This is a genomic window from Acinetobacter sp. CAU_H_78 (assembly GCF_058599365.1).
In genome coordinates, this window is the sequence record NZ_CM178652.1 from 2,811,952 (window position 1) to 2,829,678 (window position 17,727).

Here is a 17,727-nt window from a genome sequence, read left to right on the forward strand (position 1 = left end):
GTCTGATGAACCGATATATTGCTGGAAAAATCTATGAATAGAAATGACCTTTGACTCTAAGGTCAATGTGCATTTTTGCACTTGCAATTGATATAAAACGATTACTCATGCAGAACTTTATAAATCATCCGGGCCATGACCGAACCCAGACCTGGAACCAGTTGCAGGTCTTTTTCTGAAGCTTTAAGCACACCCTGAATCCCGCCAAAATGGGTTAATAAATCACGACGGCGCTTCGGTCCTAATCCTGGGATCACTTCCAATACGGATGAACCCCGTTTTTTATCGCGTTTGGCCCGATGGCGGGTAATGGCAAAACGGTGAGCTTCATCACGTACCTGCTGGATCAGATGCAGGGCCTTATGATCTTCTGGAAGCTGAATCTTGCTGCCATCGGTAAAATGCAGGGTTTCCAGACCCGGCTTACGCCCTTCGCCTTTAGACACACCGACCATAAAGGCATCCAGTCCAAGTTCTTGCATGACTTCCATCGCCATATGCAATTGCCCTTTACCACCGTCAATCAGCAGCAGATCTGGCAACATGGCTTTTTTATAACGACGGGTTAAGGCCTGACGCATCGCGGCATAGTCATCACCCGCCTGAATATCATTGATAGAAAACTGGCGATAATCACGTTTGCGCGCACCTCCACTGTCAAAGACTACACAGGAGGCAACCGTATCTTCACCCATGGTATGCGAGATATCGAAACACTCAATCCGATCTACCGGCCGTCCCACGACTTCTTCTAACTGATGGAAACGTTCATTCAATTCAAAGTGATTAGCCAGCTTGCCCTGAATAGCATGTTGTACATTCATCTGTGCCAGTTCCAGCCATTCGGCACGGGTTTCCCGAACTTTGGACTTGATCTGAATCTTCTTGCCAAAATGTTGAGAAAGTGCGGCTTCCAGCTCCTTCCGGTCTGGCATTTTAATATTCACGATCAGCTCAGAGGGAATTTCATCGGCAACCTGGAAATAGAAATTGGCAATAAAATCTGAGAGCATTTGCCCCAGATCATCACTTAGCATATCCGGGAAATAGCCTTTACCGCCGAGCATCTTGCCATTACGCACATGCATGATCTGCACACAAGTCACCCCTGCCTGATAGGCAATCGCCAGAATATCTGCCTCACCTTTAACTTTATAAATCGCCTGCTGCGCCTGTACATCACGCAGTAACGCCATCCGGTCACGATAAAATACCGCCTTTTCAAATTCCAGATTTTCTGCAGCTGCTTCCATCTTGGCAATCAGTTCCTGATTCAACTCTTTGGTATCGCCTTGCAAGAAACGGATCGAATTATTGACATCTTCCTGATAATCCTCAGGCGAAATCAGGCCGACACAAGGGCCGGAACAACGCTTGATCTGATATTGCAAACAAGGTCGAGTACGATTGGCAAAGAAACCATTCTCACAGGAACGTACATTGAACAGTTTTTGCAGAATAACCAAAGTATCGCGGGCATTATAGGCACTCGGATAAGGTCCAAAAAACTTGCCGACCTGATGCTTGCCCTTGCCACGACCGCTGGCAATTCGCGGATAAGGTTTGTCTGCAGAAACAAAAATATAGACATAGGATTTGTCATCACGCAGCATGATGTTATACGGCGGACGATGCAGCTTGATCAGGTTTTGCTCTAGTAATAAAGCTTCAGTTTCTGAACGCACCACCAAGGTTTGAATGTCATAAATCCGTGCCACCAAAGCTTGAGTCTTGGGATGATCAAGGGTTTTGACAAAATAACTGGACACCCGATTTTTCAGGTTTTTGGCTTTTCCCACATATAAGAGTTCGCCATCTTTGCCATACATCCGGTAGACCCCGGGTAAGGTGGTCATATTGGCCAAGATTTTTTCAATATGAGGGCGTGCGTTCTCGTTCACCTAAAACCTATTTTTCACCTGCAATATGCAGATATATGTGATGTTTAATGTGTCATTTTCAAGCGATGACACAAAATTCATCCGAACTGTCATCCAAAGTGAAACAGGTTATGCCCAGACTGCCGTATTTATAGGCAACCCAATATGGTCTGATTGCTAAAAGCTATAAGTCGCCTGAACTAACTTTGCTATGCTCGACAGGTTCAATCTCGAGATGATCCAAGATGACAAGTTCCCAATCCGGTATTCATGTTGTGCAACCTGCCACCTCTAGCCATAGTCAGTCTGAGCGTGACCGTTTGATTGGGAAACCGCGTTTTCATTTTGAACCTCAGGCTGTAATGCAGTTGCTACGGGAACGGATCATCGGTCAGGATACCGCCTTAAATGAAATTGAAAAAATGCTGCATGTAGTCAAGGCTGACTTTTCCAGTCCAGAACGTCCGCTTTCGGTTACCTTAATGCTTGGCCCGACCGGTGTCGGCAAGACTGAGACTGTACGTCTGATTGCCGAAGCAATTTATGGTCGCCCTGATGCTTTCTGCCGGATTGATATGAATACTTTAGCGCAGGAACATTATGCAGCTGCCCTGACTGGCGCCCCTCCGGGTTATGTGGGCTCTAAAGAAGGCCATAGCCTGTTTGATGAAACCGCTATTGCCGGAAGCCATACCCGTCCCGGCATCATGCTGTTTGATGAACTGGAAAAAGCCAGTACTGAAGTGATTCGTGGCCTGATGAATGTACTGGATACCGGCCGACTGACGTTGACTGCTGGTACCAAAACTATTGATTTTCGTAACTGCATGATTTTTATGACCAGTAATGTCGGTGCACAAGCCGCACAGCAATATCTGGAAAAACTCAGCTATCTACCACAAAAAGTGCAGCAACTATGTCTGAAAAAAGTACCGACCCAGCAGATCATTGAAAAAGTCATGCGGCGCAAGTTCGATCCTGAATTTTTAAACCGGATTGACCGTACATTGCACTATCAGGCTGTCCAAAATGATGCCCTGCCACGACTGGTTGAGATTGAGCTGGATAAATTAAATCAACGTCTGCAACACCAGAAACGACAGATTCACCTCACTGATGCAGCCAAGGCCCATTTTTATCAGGGTCATGACATCCGTTATGGCGCCCGTCATTTGGGTCGAAAAATACGGACCGAACTGGAACCAATTTTAGCGATTTATTTCCTGAATCACCCAGAACAGCTACAACTCCATCTGGACTGCATTAATGGACAATTGCTAGTTCAGCCTCAAGCATCCGATTCCAATTAAACTGTTTGATGCGCTTGAATCGCCTGAATCAATGCATTCGGGTCTTTAGGTGAAATCAGGACATATTTTTGTTGATCTGCCAGCATATAGCTGACTTTTAAACGCTTGAAAGACAAAGCAGGTGCAATTTCTGAGTGGTCTGTAGGTTGGATGTTCTGAATTGAACTGAGTGGAATTTGCCAGGTCAGCCATAGGCTTTTAATGGTCAATTGTCCATCCTGCACGATATAACGGGTACTCCAGACCGGCCACCAGACCAAGAGGATTGTGAGTATATAGACTGCGGTATGCATCGGATATTGAGCCATCGTCCCTTTGGCCTGCATGGTCAGTAATAATTGCAATAACAAACCGCTCATACAGATCAAAAATGCCAACAGCCACCAGTCTTTTTTGGAACGAAATACACGCATCATCTTCCCCTTAATTTGTTTTATCTTACACAAAATCAGAATGATGTGGTGAATCTCTGCAAGTAATAAAAAACGCCCCTGTGGGCGTTTTATTTTTTATATTGCAGTTTAGGCAAACAGATAAGGACGAACAAAGATCAGGAAGAAAATGCCTAGCATCAGGAACCATTTCAGGAAATAGTACAGCTGGCGGTTCTGTGCTTTTAAAGCCTTAGCCTTGACCCGGAGCTGATAAACATAACCAAAGACCTTGTTTAAGCCACCGGTCTGATCTCCAACTTCATTCGGTGAACTGGCTGCTGTCATTACTTTTTTGCCAAACCAGTGATTGAAGCGTTCCATCCAGCGGGTTTTTAAAGGTCGCTCGACATCAGCAAAGAAAATGATCCGGTTCTGGTCAGTCTTGTTTTCGGCATAATGAATATAGGTTTCATCAAACACTACGCTCTCGCCGTCACGCCAGGAATAACGCTGGCCATCGACATCGATAAAGCAGCGGTCATCATTCGGGGTCATTAAGCCCAAGTGATAACGCAATGAACCGGCATACGGGTCACGATGGCGGACCAAACGACTATCCGGTGCCAGCTCGGTAAACATAGCCGCCTTAATGGTTGGCAAGGTTTTGAGCAAAGCCGTAGTTTTTGGGCAGAGTTCTGCTGCAGACGGATGCGCCGAGTCATACCATTTTAAATAGAAGCGTTTCCAGCCGGTTTTGAAAAATGAGTTAAACCCCAAGTCATCATATTTGCTCGATGCCTTGATGCCACCTTTCTGATAGAGCGCCTGTGCTTCGTCACGAATCATTTCCCAGTTTTCATCCAGCACTTTTAGGTCTTTAAAATGCTGCGTATCGATATAAGGCTGATTCGGGACGCGTGAAAAGGCGTACATCAGAAAATTGATCGGTGCAAACAGGGTCGAATGGTCAAAAAACTGGCGATAAAAAGAATGCCGAACTGTGCCACGTCGCTGAATATATAACGCTGAGATGACAAAGATGGCCAAAATAATCCACTTAAGCATATCAATACCCAAAAAATCCTAGCCCCAAAAAAGAACGGGGAAAAATAAAAAAATCACATCTGGGCCGCATTATAACAAAGCTGTTTTCGCTCTCCCTACCCGCTTGTAGAACACAGCATTGCATACATTTTCTTACATCCGTATCGAATGATTTGAATCTCAATTGACTATTTTGACCAAAACACCACACAGCAAACATTCCCTATCTGGTCAATTTGCGTTATAAAAACAGCGCGACAGCAATAAAAAAGTGAAATTGAAACAATAACTTCATTACACTGCGATAACGGTTCACTGTATTCCGGACATGACAACACCTTGATTGAGCGATGAAAATTGATGACCCTTGCGTCACGGCTTGATACAACTTGTGTTGTTCTTTTTGGATATAGTTATCGTAAGATTAGCGAAGTAAAAAAGTGCGCGGGAAATGCGCGCTTGCTTCACAACATCAACTTAGAAGTCCTCCAAAATAAAGGAGATCAGGGCATGATCCACGCTGGCAATGCCATTACCGTCCAAATGCTTGAGGACGGAATTGCAGAATTCCGCTTTGACTTACAAGGTGAGTCGGTTAACAAATTCAACCGTGCAACGATTGAAGATTTCAAGGCTGCGATTGACGCAGTTTCCGCTGCTGAAATTCAGGGTTTAATCGTAACTTCAGGCAAGTCTACATTTATTGTAGGTGCTGACATTACTGAATTCGGCGATAACTTTGCTCAAGGCGAACAGGCAATTGTTGACTGGGCACTACCAGTTCATGAAATTTTTAACAGCTTCGAAGACCTGGATATTCCTAAAGTTGCCGCGATTAACGGTATGGCACTAGGTGGCGGTTTCGAGATGTGCTTAGTCTGTGACTACCGTGTGATGTCAGAACAGGCGCAAGTCGGCCTGCCTGAAATCAAACTTGGTATCTTCCCTGGTTTCGGTGGTACGGTTCGTTTAAGCCGTCTGATCGGTATCGACAATGCAGTTGAATGGATGGCCATGGCTACTCCGAAAAAACCGGCTGCTGCACTGAAAGATGGTGCTGTTGATGCGGTTGTGGCTGCAGACAAACTGAAAGATGCTGCGATTGACCTGGTGAAACAGGCAATTCACGGTCGTTTAGACTGGCAAACAAAACGCCAGGAAAAACTGGACCCAATCAAGCTGAACATGCTTGAGCAAATGATGGCATTCAATACGGCGAAAGGTGCAGTTCTTGCAAAAGCAAACCCTGCTCAATACCCGGCGCCAAAACTATTGCTTGATTCTCTTCAGGCAGGTGCAAGCTTACACCGCGATGAAGCGTTAAAAGTTGAAGCTCAAGGCTTTGCGAAAGCTGCAGTGACTCCACAAGCGGGTGCGTTAATCGGTCTGTTCCTGAACGACCAGGTGGTGAAGAAAACTTCTAAGAAATATGAACAAGGTGCACATCCAGTGAACCAGGCTGCCGTTCTAGGTGCGGGTATCATGGGTGGTGGTATTGCTTACCAGGCGGCAAGCAAAGGCACTCCGATCATCATGAAAGACATCGGTAACCAGCAACTTGCACTGGGTATGTCTGAAGCAAATAAACTGCTGACCAAGCAGGTTGAACGCAAGAAGATGAAACCGGCGCAAATGGGTGAAACCCTTGCTCGCATCCGTCCTACTTTAAGCTATGACGAGTTTAAAGAAGTGGATATCGTGATCGAAGCGGTAACCGAAAACCCGAAAGTGAAAGGCATCGTACTGAAAGAAACTGAATCTAAAGTACGTGAAAACACGATCATTGCGTCAAACACCTCTACGATTTCAATCACGCGTCTGGCTGAAAATCTGGAACGTCCAGAGAACTTCGTGGGTATGCACTTCTTTAACCCGGTACACATGATGCCATTGGTGGAAGTGATTCGTGGTGAGAAGACTTCTGCTGAAGCGATTGCAACGACTGTTGTTCTTGCTCAGAAAATGGGTAAAACACCAATCGTAGTGAATGACTGCCCGGGCTTCCTGGTAAACCGCGTACTGTTCCCTTACTTCGGTGCATTTGACCTGTTACTGAAAGATGGTGCTGACTTCCAGCAAATCGACAAAGTGATGGAAAAATTCGGCTGGCCTATGGGCCCTGCTTACCTGATGGACGTGGTCGGTATCGATACTGGCGTTCACGGTGCAGAAGTCATGGCTGAAGGCTTCCCGGATCGTATGAAACCTGATTTCAAAGGTTCAATCCAAGTGATGTACGAAAACAACCGTCTGGGTCAAAAGAATGATGTTGGTTTCTACAAATACGAACTTGACCGTAAAGGCAAAAAAGCCAAAGTGGTTGATCCAACTGCATACGAGCTTGTGGCATCTGTTGCAACTGCTGAAAAACGTGAATTTGATCCTCAAGAGATCATTGACCGTATGATGCTAGCTTTCTGTAACGAAACTGTTCGTTGCCTGGAAGACAACATTGTTGCAACTCCGGCTGAAGCAGATATGGCGATGATCATGGGTGTAGGCTTCCCTCCATTCCGTGGCGGTCCATGCCGTTATATCGACCAGACTGGTGTAGCTGAGTATGTTGCGCTTTGCGACAAATACGCGCACTTAGGTAAGGCTTATGAAGCGCCGCAATCATTGCGCGACATGGCTGCTAACAACAAAAAATTCTACGGTTAAGGAGTGACGTGAATGGCTACTTTAAATCCACGTGACGTTGTGATTGTTGATGGCGTACGTACTGCCATGGGCAAATCGAAAAACGGTATGTTCCGCAATGTACGTGCCGACAGCATGTCAGCTGAACTTATCCGTGCGTTGATGGTTCGCAATGAATTCGATCCGAATGAAGTTGAAGATGTGATCTGGGGCTGTGTGAACCAGACTCTGGAACAAGGGATGAACATTGCGCGTAACATCGCATTGTTAGCTGACCTTCCTAAGACTGTTGCAGGTCAAACGGTTAACCGTCTGTGTGGTTCTTCTATGCAGGCAATCCACACTGCGGCTGCACAGATTGCGACTAACCAGGGTGATATTTTCATCATCGGTGGTGTAGAGCACATGGGCCACGTAGGCATGATGCACGGCATCGACCTGAACCCTGCTGCATCTAAACACTATGCTAAAGCGTCTAACATGATGGGCCTGACTGCTGAAATGCTGGGTCGCATGAACGGTATTACTCGTGAAGAACAGGATGCGTTTGGTGTTGAATCTCACCGCCGTGCCTGGGCTGCAACTGAAAATGGTCTGTTCCAGAACGAGATCGTAGGCATCGAAGGTCATAATGCTGACGGTTATAAAGTTTTGTGCGATATCGATGAAGTCATCCGTCCGGATGCTAACATCGAAACTTTCCGTGCTTTGCGTCCAGTATTCGATCCTAAAGGCGGTACAGTAACTGCTGCAACATCTTCAGCATTGTCTGACGGTGCATCTGCAATGCTGTTAATGTCTGCTGAACGTGCTCAAGCGCTCGGTTTGAAACCACGTGCTGTGATTCGCTCTATGGCGGTTGCAGGTTGTGATGCTGCGATTATGGGTTATGGCCCTGTTCCAGCAACTCAAAAAGCATTAAAACGTGCTGGTCTGACGATTGAAGATATTCAAACTGTTGAGTTGAACGAAGCCTTTGCTGCGCAAGGTCTGTCTGTACTTAAAGGCTTAGGGCTGTACGAGAAACAGAATATCGTGAACCTGAATGGTGGTGCGATTGCATTAGGTCACCCGTTGGGCTGTTCTGGCGCGCGTATTACCACTTCTCTCCTAAACATCATGGAACAGCAAGATACTCAAATCGGTCTTGCAACGATGTGTATCGGTCTAGGTCAAGGTATTGCAACGATTATCGAACGTGTTTAATTCTTAAATACTTCGAGACAGAAAACCCCGCTTATTGCGGGGTTTCTTTATTGCGAACTATTCATTCAAAATTTTGTAAAATACACATAGCCTTATTTATGATAAAGTTAAATATTAAATACAAATTTAAAATAATTATGAAAAAATATTTAGCATTTACAGTTCTGAGTCTGAGCTTGGTAGGATGTGCCAGCACACCAAAAGCACCACAATCTGATTACTTTGCAAGAATTCAAAAAGAATTTAAAACCCAACCTGTGGCTATCTTGACAGATGCCTGCCTACTACGTAAAGAACTTGGTGACAGTCATATTTTACTGGATCAATCTAATCGTACTGCCGAAGCAATATCTCAATCATTGGTAAAACAGTTAAACCAGAATGCGGTTCAAGTGACCAAAACCTTCCAGCCAACACATTGCGGTTTCTTTGAAAAGCGTACCATTCAGACTTATAAAAAACGTAATACTTTAGAGTCGCAACCTGAATATTTAGGCACTTATCCTGTTTTGGCAGCCAACCAACCTGCAATTACTGATCTGGATGGTGCAAGTATCCAACTGCTGCTTCAAAAGAGTTTTAAAGCCAGCCATGGGCGTTATGCGTTAAGCAATAACTATCAACCTGTAGATATTGATATTACAGATCGCCTAACTGACCATCTCAAGCCTGTGTTAGGCACATCTAAGGTTCTGGTCATCCAGGTCTTAGGACAACAGCCTTCTTTAGGAAAACGGATTGGTAATATTGCCGGCACAGCTGCTTTCGCAGTTTTGACAATGGGTGTAGTTGTAGCAGATGATCCAGTACCTACAGAAGGCCAATACTATGTACTTTCTTATGTTGATTTGGATAAGAAACAAATTTTATGGTCTAAGCATCAAAAATTCGATGGAAAACTTTATCAGACCGGCCCAGTTAGCGTAACGACACCAAATATGCTAAAACCTTTGGGTCTTTAAAATAGAAATAAATAAAAAACCCTGTTTAATAACAGGGTTTTTTATTTAAAAGAATGTTATCCCTTTGTAAATTTAGTTGAATATTCAACCAATAAAAACTTATTCATCAGCCACTTATATTTGGCAGGCGTATCATAGTCCCACATTTATCTCCTTTATTTATGGGGTTATGCATGAAAATGCTTAAAACACTTCTAGCAACTGCAATCGTTGCAACTTCAGCTTCTGCTATGGCTTCTGCAACTGTTTCTCCTGTTGCTGCAATGAAAGAACAAGCAAAAACTGTTGCTGCTCAAACTGCTCAACAAGCAACCGCGCCTGCACAAGCAAAAGTAGCGACTGCGACTGTTAAAGCACAAGACTCTGCTGCCAAAGCTACTGCTGAGAAACAAGCGGCTGTCGCTAAAGTAGAAGCAACTCAACAACAAGCTGCTCAAACTAAAGAAGCAGCGAACGCTAAAGTGGTAGCAACAAAAACTGTAGCGGATACTAAAGTAGAAGCTGTCAAAACTGATGCAGCTGTAAAAACTGCTGAAGTAAAAGAAGCCACTGTAGCCAAAGCTGAAGAAGTAAAAGCTGCAGCAGCTCAACCAGTAGAAGCAGTAAAAGCAGCACCTGCTGAAGCAGCTGTAAAAGCCGAGAAAAAAGGCTGGTTCTCTTGGTTTAAAAAATCTGCTTAAAATATTTTAAATCCATCAAAAAAAAAGATGTCCGAGTGACATCTTTTTTTATTTTTAGCGCTCTCTGTTTTAAAGTCAAAAATCTAAAGACCGTATAAATCTCTTATTCGACCTTTTGGGCTAACATAGTCGCAAAATGCTGCTTGATCCGGTTGCCCTGTTCATCTACACGGTGTAATTCACCTACATTTTCATTATATTTCACCAGATTCCAACCTTCATAATAGGTACTGAGCTGCCCCGGCTTAAAACTAAACGGAAAGTCTGGCTGTACCGGAATATCATCGGTATCCATCGCACAGACAATCAGGTTATAACCGCCCGGCACTGTCGCCTGCTGCATCTGTGCAATAAGAGGTGGAATGGTATCGGCCTGCAGGAACATCATCACTACCGTACAGCAGATAAAGTCATATTGGCCCTGAATACTGGGGTCAAGATTTAAATCCCGTTGCTGAACCTGAATATTCTCGATTTTTTCGGCCTGAATGATCTGTCTCAAGGTTTGCAGACTATTTTCATTCACATCCCAGGCACCAACTTCAAAACCGTTCTGACTCAAATACAGCGAATTGCGGCCTGAACCACAACCGACATCCAGCGCACGACCACCCTTTAAATACGGCATAGCTGCCAAAATTTCTGAATGGGTCGGGCTTAGCTGATATTTCTTAGTGAAGTAATCCTCAGGTTTGCAGTAAAAACGTAGCTGACATTCTGCATCTTCATTGGCAGAAATAATCTTATGCCATACCTGTGGCTCAATGAACGGTGGTTGCTGCTCTGGCGTAAATACATGTTCAGACTGTATATGACCTGACTGATCCAGCATGGCAAAATGCAGCTCACCTTTAAGAACGGTCAGCTTTGCCCAAGTGCCTGCTTTGGTATTGTGTGGCTGCTTGAACCCTTGTGGGATAGCTTGCTGCGTCCAGACCGGAAATTCTTTATAACATTTCAATTGTTGCATAAAAGATTGTGCTCCCTCTTCTCGCTTTCCGTCTGCAAGCATGCTTCTGGATATTCATTTTTCTCAAGCATAGCGGGTTCTATTACAGATGAGAACTGGTACATCTTTGATGTAAGCAATGCAGCAGGACTAATCGATCTAGCAAGAAAACATCATACAATTTAGGGCATAAGAAGCCATAAGATCTTTATGCTTAGAGTTTGTTCTCTGCTTCTTTAAGTGCCTGCTGATCGACTTGAGTCATTTGCTGGTTGAGCTGCACTATTTCCTGATACAGCTTATTGAATTGCTTTAAGGGTGCATCTTCATAGAACATAAAGGTCTGGTTTTTCTTTTCCCATTTATTGTTTTTCAGCACCAGAAATAGCTGGTCTGCTTTGACCAAACTCTGTTTTTCAATTTCAAAAATTGCATGGGCATTATCCTGCTGCTGATTGGCTTTCAGATTATCTGCCAGTTGCTGACGATAGCGATTTTTAATATCCAGCTGTTTCACCTGCTCTAACTGCTGGGTTGCCCGCTGTTGAATTGTCTGCTCATAGCCATCGACAATTTCATGCACGCGCTTCAGCATGGCTTCGGTTTCTTTATAGCCTTGGGCCTGATCTTTGGCTAAGCGGTCAATGTCCAGAAAACGATCCCAGTTCGCTGCTTTGAGGTCACGTAAATACTGATTACGAGCCTCGGCACGATCACGCATCTGACCCAGAATAAACTGGGCCATTACGGCATAATCCCCGTCCAGACGATCATCTTCCAGATCAATCTGAATCGGTTTAGACCAATCCTGTGCCTGTTGCAAAATAGATCCAGTTTTTTCTTCCAGTACCGTTTCATATTCCTGCAAATCGGCCTGCTGTTTCTGCTCTACAGAATTTTGATAAAATAACCAGATCAAAATTGCCAGTACCACTCCAGCGATAATCATAAAAACACGGGGCATCTACACGCTCCAGGTCTGTCATCCAGATCTTGTTGATTTTTTACACTATGCTTATTTTTCCAGCATAATTCAAGACATAGAGCTTTTCACATTTGTGAACGTGCTTCCTCAATACTGAAAAAATGAATCCAGTAAAAAGCCTGAAGAAAGGAAATAAGTTTTCAGACTTCCTTTCTTCATGACGTGATCTGGCTATACCGAAACTGACTGACCTGATCAGCCTGACCCATCGGATTGTGTGCTAGCGCGAACCAAAAGGCAGACTAAGCTCAAGTCGATTTGGATCAAACTGTTCCAGGACGATCTGTACATTGGTGGCATTCCGGTCAATACCGAAAGGTTGCAGAATTACATAGATTCCATTTCTTGGATCTGAGGACTGCAAGCCTTGTGCTACTGCCAGTACATATTCCCGGAATACAGTAGGCAGACTGTCCAGATCTGGATTAGGCGCTGCCGCTCCCATGTCAATATTTGTAACGACATCACCATCGACACTATAAGCCTGGATATCGCGTTCAATTTTCATCAGGCGCATCTGCAAAGCCTTACGCTGGCTGGCACCTTCCTGATAAGGCGTAATTTCCGTTACAGCACGCATTTCAGGCTCTGCCATGACAGTTAAGGTGGGAAGTATGGTTGCTTCAGAATGAGCAGGAGCTGCATGACTCAATACAGGGAGAGTAAAAGCAGTACAGGTCAGCATCAGGCCCAAGCTTTGAATGGATTTTAGGAGATTCATCTTATTACCCCTCGGTTGGAAAAGGGAAAGCGTCAGATTAAATCTTACAAGTAATACAGCTTCTTATTGTTAAGTTTGATAAACGGTCAATCGAATCCATTACACCCTCATAAAGCCAACCAGCAAATCAGAAACAAAGCTCCTAAAAAATATAAATGAATCAGAAGTTAAATTTAAAAAAGCAAAAATCCCCGATTTGCGGGGATTGATTTGTATTACTGACTCGTCCTTTTAAGGAGATCTTGGAAATTGCGCTACAGGAGATGGATTATTGTAGTTTTCTAATAAGCCCAGATTTACCTTGTCTAGATTGATCTGTAATTGAAGGCCACGCCCTGGCTGCATGCTGCTGCTACGATCGATCCCGACATTCTCCAGCAGTGTATACAGTCCCTGGGTTGGATCACTGGATTGTAAGCCTTGGGCAATGGTCATCACATACTGTTGCAGTGCAGGTGACAGTAAACTCAAATCTGGAGCTTGGGTCGGCTTGATATCGAGGTTTGCCAGCACATTTGGATTGACCATGAAATTTTCTGCATCTTTGGTTCCCCGGATTACCTGATGCTGCAAGGCAAGACGATTGGCTTCATTCTCAATAAATGGGACATAGCCAGTCTCATTACTCATTTCAGGTTCAGCCATAATGGTCATCGTCGGCAAGGTAAGCACCGGTTTCTGTTCTTCCGCATGCACTGCTATGCTCAATGTACCTAACAGAATCCCAAATAAAGATGTTTTTAGACTATTCATGGGCTTTCCCCTACTTCAAATTTCACAACCTGAATGCCTTCACCGGTTGCTAAAGTCTGTATTTAATTTAATTATCTATTAGATTACCTTGATTATTTAGAGAACTCATTCTTGCTCAGATGAATGGCAAAATAAGTTAATTCTTAGGCTGAATCAAAAATCACAGGCGAAAAAAAACCTCAAACAATGTTTGAGGTTTTTTCGAATATGGTGGCGAGACCCAGGATCGAACTGGGGACACACGGATTTTCAATCCGTTGCTCTACCAACTGAGCTATCACGCCGATGCGGTGTATTAAGCCGTATCTAGACACATTAGTCAATCGAAATTATGAAAAAAAAGATTGAGTGTCTGAATTTTGGCCTAAAAAAAATCCCTGATGGGATCAGGGATTGAAAACTTTAAAATCGTTTTGAATATGGTGGCGAGACCCAGGATCGAACTGGGGACACACGGATTTTCAATCCGTTGCTCTACCAACTGAGCTATCACGCCGATGTCGCGTATTAAACAGTTTCAGCTCTTAATCGTCAAGTACATAACGTATAAAAATCATCAAATGTTTACTTTTCCATCGATTTGCATGTTTATACAGCAATATTTTTCAATATTCTCAGCAAATACCTGACTAATAAAACAAATTGAATCCGGTATTTACAAAAAAAGCAGCCCGAAGGCTGCTTGAAATTTATCTGTATTTAAATTTTTTCAAGATTTGCCAGACAGCGGTGAATGGCTCCACATCCCGGTACGAATGCTTTTACTCCTTTTTCCTCTTCCATGCGGCATGCCTCACTCACCAGCCTTTCTGCAACCCCGCGTCCACGGTTGGCCGGATGCACCACAATATTTTCCAGGGTTCGGCTTTCGCCTTGTCCCGTGCACCAGATGGCACCGATGATTTTGGTGTTAAATTCTGCGGTATAAAGTAAGGTATACTGTGCAAGGTTTTGCTCTAGATGTTCAATGGCATCTGCCCCATCACTAAATTCAGGGCTAGTGTCATACAGTCGCTCAAGCTGGCTGCGCACTTCGTCGTTTTCTAGAGAAGTATAAGCATGTACGGTAATAGGCATTGATAAACCCTCCTGAGCAATCTAATATGCGGTGACGTCGTCACGGCGAAAATATTTTCTACATCAATCATTTTGACGTATTTGAGGAACGTGTCTATGACAGATCGTATCAGTGAAGTGGTAAGAAATACCAACGAAACCAAAATTCGAGTTCGTTTGAACCTCGATGGTACTGGTCAAGGCACTTTAAACACTGGTATTCCATTTTTAGATCATATGATTGATCAAATCAAGCGACATGGTCTGTTCGATATTGATATTCATTGTGATGGAGATCTGGAAATTGATGACCATCATACCGTAGAAGACTGTGGTATTACCTTAGGTCAAGCGTTCGCTCAGGCTTTGGGTGATAAAAAGGGCCTACGTCGTTATGGACACTTCTATGCGCCGCTTGATGAATCTTTAAGCCGTGTGGTGGTGGATCTGTCTGGCCGTCCAGGTCTGTTCATGGACATTCCATTTACCCGCGCCATGATTGGCCGTTTTGATGTAGACCTGTTCTCTGAGTTTTTCCAGGGCTTTGTCAACCACTCACTGATAACTGTGCACATTGATAACCTGAAAGGTAAAAACAGTCACCACCAGATCGAAAGTGTATTTAAGGCGTTTGCCCGTGCACTGCGTATGGCATGTGAAGTTGATCCACGTGCTGCGAATACTGTTGCTTCAACCAAAGGTACCTTGTAATGACCCGTATTGCCCTTCTTGACTATGGCATGGGAAACCTACACTCAGCAGCCAAAGCACTTGAACACGTCGGTGCAACGGTAGATGTAACCAATGATCCAAAACTGATCGCCCAAGCCGATAAAATCGTTTTTCCGGGTGTGGGTGCAATGCGTGACTGTATGCAAGGCATGCATGAAGCCGGAATTGATGAAGTCGTGCGTAATGCCGTGTTCAACAAACCGGTATTGGCGATCTGTGTCGGTATGCAGGCCTTGATGCAACGCTCTGAAGAAAATGGCGGTGCTGATGCACTGGGTATTTTTGCAGGTGAAGTCAAACACTTCCCGGAAATGGCGGGTTTAAAAGTGCCGCATATGGGCTGGAACCAGGTACATCAGGCCGATCCAAGCCATCCGATGTGGAAAGACATTGCTCAGGATGCCCGTTTCTATTTCGTGCACAGTTACTATGTGGAACCCCAAGATCCAAGCATCGTGGCAGCAACCTGTAACTATGGTATTGATTTCTGTACTGCCCTGCATCAAGACAACCTGTTTGCGACCCAGTTCCATCCGGAAAAGAGCCATACTGCAGGCCTTCAATTGCTAAAAAACTTTGTGGATTGGAATATCTAATCCAATACATTCAAAAAGCTCGCATCATGCGGGCTTTTTTTATCGGCTACAGCTTAAAATTTTATTTTTGAAAAATAATTCACATCCAAACTTCCTTCTCTAAGGTATGCTCTATTCAACCTGAATATTCATCAATGGAAGATGCTTTAATCATGGATACCCAACTTAATGATATTCTGCCGAGTAAAGAGGCAATAGCGACTTTTCCACCTTTTCAAAATATCGCGCCTGAAAATATTGTGGTGATTAACAGTATTCAGCAATGTGAAGCTCTACGCGAAGAACTTGAGCAGATCGCGGTCTTTGGTCTGGACACTGAGTCCAAACCGACCTTCAAGGTCGGTGAAGTGTCCACTGGTCCGCATCTGATTCAGCTGTCCACTCTGGAAAAGGCCTACCTGTTTCAAATGAATACTGCCATTTGGGATTTTCTGAAACCGATTTTTGCCAATCGTGACCAGATTAAAGTTGGTTTTGGCCTGAAAAATGATGCGCATCTCTTCCGTAAAAGAGGCATTGAGCTGAACAGTGTGATTGAACTGTCAAAGTGCTTTGGTGCATTCGGCATTAAAAATCCTCTTGGACTAAAAAATGCGATGGCTTTGCTATTTCAGGTGAATTTTCCTAAATCGAAACGGGTTACGACATCGAACTGGGCGAAAAAACATCTCAGTCAGGCACAGATTGAATATGCGGCTGCAGATGCCTATGCACCTTTACTGGTCTTTGAAGAATTGCTGCACCGTGGCTTGGGTCCCAAGGAAGTTCCCAATACTTCACTAAAATTGAAAATTCGCCCGCATTCAAAAATTTGAACGAACAAAAGATAAGTTTTCTAGCGAAATATCATTTTGATATCAGACTCCCTCAGGAGTATTGGAATAAATAAAAAAATTGAAGAATAAAATCCTGTCATTCCAGCATATCTTCAGACAGGTTTTCTTTTTTCATACCGTTTAAGAGTTAGAAATTTCGACTTTATTTGCTAAGATGAACTCACTGTAATTCATTCTAAAGATTGAGCAAGGAGCGAAAGCATGCTGATCATCCCTGCAATTGACCTGAAAGATGGCAAATGTGTCCGTTTAAAACAAGGTCGTATGGAAGACGATACCGTATTTTCTGACGATCCGGTGGCAACAGCACAGCATTGGGTAAATGAAGGCGCTCGCCGCTTGCATTTAGTAGATTTAAATGGTGCTTTCGCAGGTACACCTATTCATAAGCCAGTGGTAGAAGCCATTGCCAAATCACAGCCAGAATTGCCTATCCAGATTGGTGGCGGGATCCGCTCACTGGAAACTATCGAGCATTATCTGGAAGCAGGTGTATCTTTTGTGATTATTGGTACAAAAGCAGTGCAAAATCCTGAATTTGTAGAAGAAGCATGCAAAAAATTTGCAGGCCATATTATTGTGGGTATCGATGCCATGAACGGCATGGTGGCAACGGATGGCTGGGCGAATGTGACTGATGTAAAAGCGACTGATCTGGCAAAACGTTTTGCGGATGCAGGCGTGTCTAGTATTGTTTATACCGATATTGCTCGTGATGGCATGATGCAGGGTGTCAACATCGAACAAACCGTACATCTGGCACAATATTCAGGTCTGCCTGTGATTGCTTCAGGTGGCGTAACCAATATGGATGATGTACGTAACCTGAAAGATCAGCCTGGCATTTTAGGTGCGATTACCGGTCGTGCGATCTATGAAGGCACTTTAAATCTGCGTGAAGCACAATTATTGCTGGATGAACAAGAAGCGCTATAATAGCATCTGCTGAAAAAGAGGTCTGTGGACCTCTTTTTTTATTGTTCAATTTTTTGATCCTCTCTCC

The 17,727-nt window shown here is 44.0% G+C and carries 17 protein-coding genes and 2 tRNA genes; 9 read left to right on the forward strand and 10 right to left on the reverse strand.

Annotated features, from left to right (window positions below; translation table 11 throughout):
* Positions 1 to 101 precede the first annotated feature (101 nt).
* Complete coding sequence (gene uvrC / locus AC4MCD_RS13335) at positions 102 to 1,901, reverse strand: excinuclease ABC subunit UvrC (RefSeq protein WP_491876269.1); 1,800 nt, start codon at positions 1,899 to 1,901, stop codon at positions 102 to 104.
* A 224-nt stretch (positions 1,902 to 2,125) separates the two neighbouring features.
* On the opposite strand from uvrC, the gene AC4MCD_RS13340 reads away from it, so the two are divergent.
* Positions 2,126 to 3,190: an AAA family ATPase gene (locus AC4MCD_RS13340; RefSeq protein ID WP_419375174.1), complete on the forward strand. Its 1,065-nt coding sequence runs from the start codon at positions 2,126 to 2,128 to the stop codon at positions 3,188 to 3,190.
* Here the strand turns inward: AC4MCD_RS13340 and AC4MCD_RS13345 are convergent.
* Together AC4MCD_RS13345 and lpxO are read right to left on the reverse strand one after the other, a co-directional pair.
* Positions 3,187 to 3,603: a PH domain-containing protein gene (locus AC4MCD_RS13345; protein ID WP_491876270.1), complete on the reverse strand. Its 417-nt coding sequence runs from the start codon at positions 3,601 to 3,603 to the stop codon at positions 3,187 to 3,189. The two genes, AC4MCD_RS13340 and AC4MCD_RS13345, sit on opposite strands and share 4 nt — an antisense overlap.
* Before the next feature lie 108 nt (positions 3,604 to 3,711).
* Positions 3,712 to 4,629 (reverse strand): lipid A hydroxylase LpxO, encoded by a 918-nt coding sequence (lpxO, locus tag AC4MCD_RS13350; protein ID WP_034589795.1) that lies wholly within the window; start codon positions 4,627 to 4,629, stop codon positions 3,712 to 3,714.
* A gap of 489 nt (positions 4,630 to 5,118) precedes the next feature.
* Between lpxO and fadB the strand changes: the two genes are divergently transcribed.
* From fadB to AC4MCD_RS13370, 4 genes are all read left to right on the forward strand, one after another.
* Complete coding sequence (fadB, locus tag AC4MCD_RS13355; RefSeq protein WP_491876271.1) at positions 5,119 to 7,269, forward strand: fatty acid oxidation complex subunit alpha FadB; 2,151 nt, start codon at positions 5,119 to 5,121, stop codon at positions 7,267 to 7,269.
* Between the two features lie 12 nt (positions 7,270 to 7,281).
* On the forward strand, positions 7,282 to 8,454 hold the full coding sequence (gene fadA / locus AC4MCD_RS13360; protein ID WP_419375170.1) for an acetyl-CoA C-acyltransferase FadA: 1,173 nt from the start codon (positions 7,282 to 7,284) through the stop codon (positions 8,452 to 8,454).
* A gap of 137 nt (positions 8,455 to 8,591) precedes the next feature.
* Complete coding sequence (locus tag AC4MCD_RS13365) at positions 8,592 to 9,416, forward strand: hypothetical protein (RefSeq protein WP_166136827.1); 825 nt, start codon at positions 8,592 to 8,594, stop codon at positions 9,414 to 9,416.
* A 173-nt stretch (positions 9,417 to 9,589) separates the two neighbouring features.
* Positions 9,590 to 10,096: a hypothetical protein gene (locus AC4MCD_RS13370; RefSeq protein WP_419375169.1), complete on the forward strand. Its 507-nt coding sequence runs from the start codon at positions 9,590 to 9,592 to the stop codon at positions 10,094 to 10,096.
* A 103-nt stretch (positions 10,097 to 10,199) separates the two neighbouring features.
* Here the strand turns inward: AC4MCD_RS13370 and tehB are convergent, their stop codons facing one another.
* The 7 genes from tehB to AC4MCD_RS13405 form a co-directional block, all read right to left on the reverse strand.
* Entirely contained in the window at positions 10,200 to 11,066 is an 867-nt protein-coding gene (gene tehB, locus AC4MCD_RS13375; protein ID WP_419365803.1) for an SAM-dependent methyltransferase TehB, read from the reverse strand.
* A gap of 193 nt (positions 11,067 to 11,259) precedes the next feature.
* Positions 11,260 to 12,009 (reverse strand): hypothetical protein, encoded by a 750-nt coding sequence (locus tag AC4MCD_RS13380; protein WP_491876272.1) that lies wholly within the window; start codon positions 12,007 to 12,009, stop codon positions 11,260 to 11,262.
* 241 nt (positions 12,010 to 12,250) lie between these two features.
* Positions 12,251 to 12,751: a hypothetical protein gene (locus AC4MCD_RS13385; protein ID WP_491876273.1), complete on the reverse strand. Its 501-nt coding sequence runs from the start codon at positions 12,749 to 12,751 to the stop codon at positions 12,251 to 12,253.
* A 231-nt stretch (positions 12,752 to 12,982) separates the two neighbouring features.
* A complete protein-coding gene (locus AC4MCD_RS13390; protein ID WP_491876274.1) occupies positions 12,983 to 13,504 on the reverse strand; it encodes a hypothetical protein in 522 nt (173 codons plus the stop codon).
* A gap of 208 nt (positions 13,505 to 13,712) precedes the next feature.
* Positions 13,713 to 13,788: transfer RNA gene (locus AC4MCD_RS13395), tRNA-Phe, on the reverse strand.
* Positions 13,789 to 13,924: 136 nt separating this feature from the next.
* Positions 13,925 to 14,000: transfer RNA gene (locus tag AC4MCD_RS13400), tRNA-Phe, on the reverse strand.
* 203 nt (positions 14,001 to 14,203) lie between these two features.
* Positions 14,204 to 14,581, reverse strand: a complete 378-nt coding sequence (locus tag AC4MCD_RS13405; protein ID WP_004781604.1) for a GNAT family N-acetyltransferase — start codon at positions 14,579 to 14,581, stop codon at positions 14,204 to 14,206.
* A gap of 96 nt (positions 14,582 to 14,677) precedes the next feature.
* On the opposite strand from AC4MCD_RS13405, the gene hisB reads away from it, so the two are divergent.
* From hisB to hisA, 4 genes are all read left to right on the forward strand, one after another.
* Entirely contained in the window at positions 14,678 to 15,271 is a 594-nt protein-coding gene (gene hisB, locus AC4MCD_RS13410) for an imidazoleglycerol-phosphate dehydratase HisB (RefSeq protein WP_491876275.1), read from the forward strand.
* Entirely contained in the window at positions 15,271 to 15,888 is a 618-nt protein-coding gene (gene hisH, locus AC4MCD_RS13415) for an imidazole glycerol phosphate synthase subunit HisH (protein ID WP_180104676.1), read from the forward strand. The genes hisB and hisH overlap by 1 nt, the downstream gene beginning before the upstream one ends.
* A 152-nt stretch (positions 15,889 to 16,040) precedes the next feature.
* Positions 16,041 to 16,703, forward strand: a complete 663-nt coding sequence (locus tag AC4MCD_RS13420) for a 3'-5' exonuclease (protein ID WP_419375164.1) — start codon at positions 16,041 to 16,043, stop codon at positions 16,701 to 16,703.
* 222 nt (positions 16,704 to 16,925) lie between these two features.
* Positions 16,926 to 17,660: a 1-(5-phosphoribosyl)-5-[(5-phosphoribosylamino)methylideneamino]imidazole-4-carboxamide isomerase gene (hisA, locus tag AC4MCD_RS13425; protein WP_005232592.1), complete on the forward strand. Its 735-nt coding sequence runs from the start codon at positions 16,926 to 16,928 to the stop codon at positions 17,658 to 17,660.
* The last annotated feature ends 67 nt before the right edge of the window (positions 17,661 to 17,727 follow it).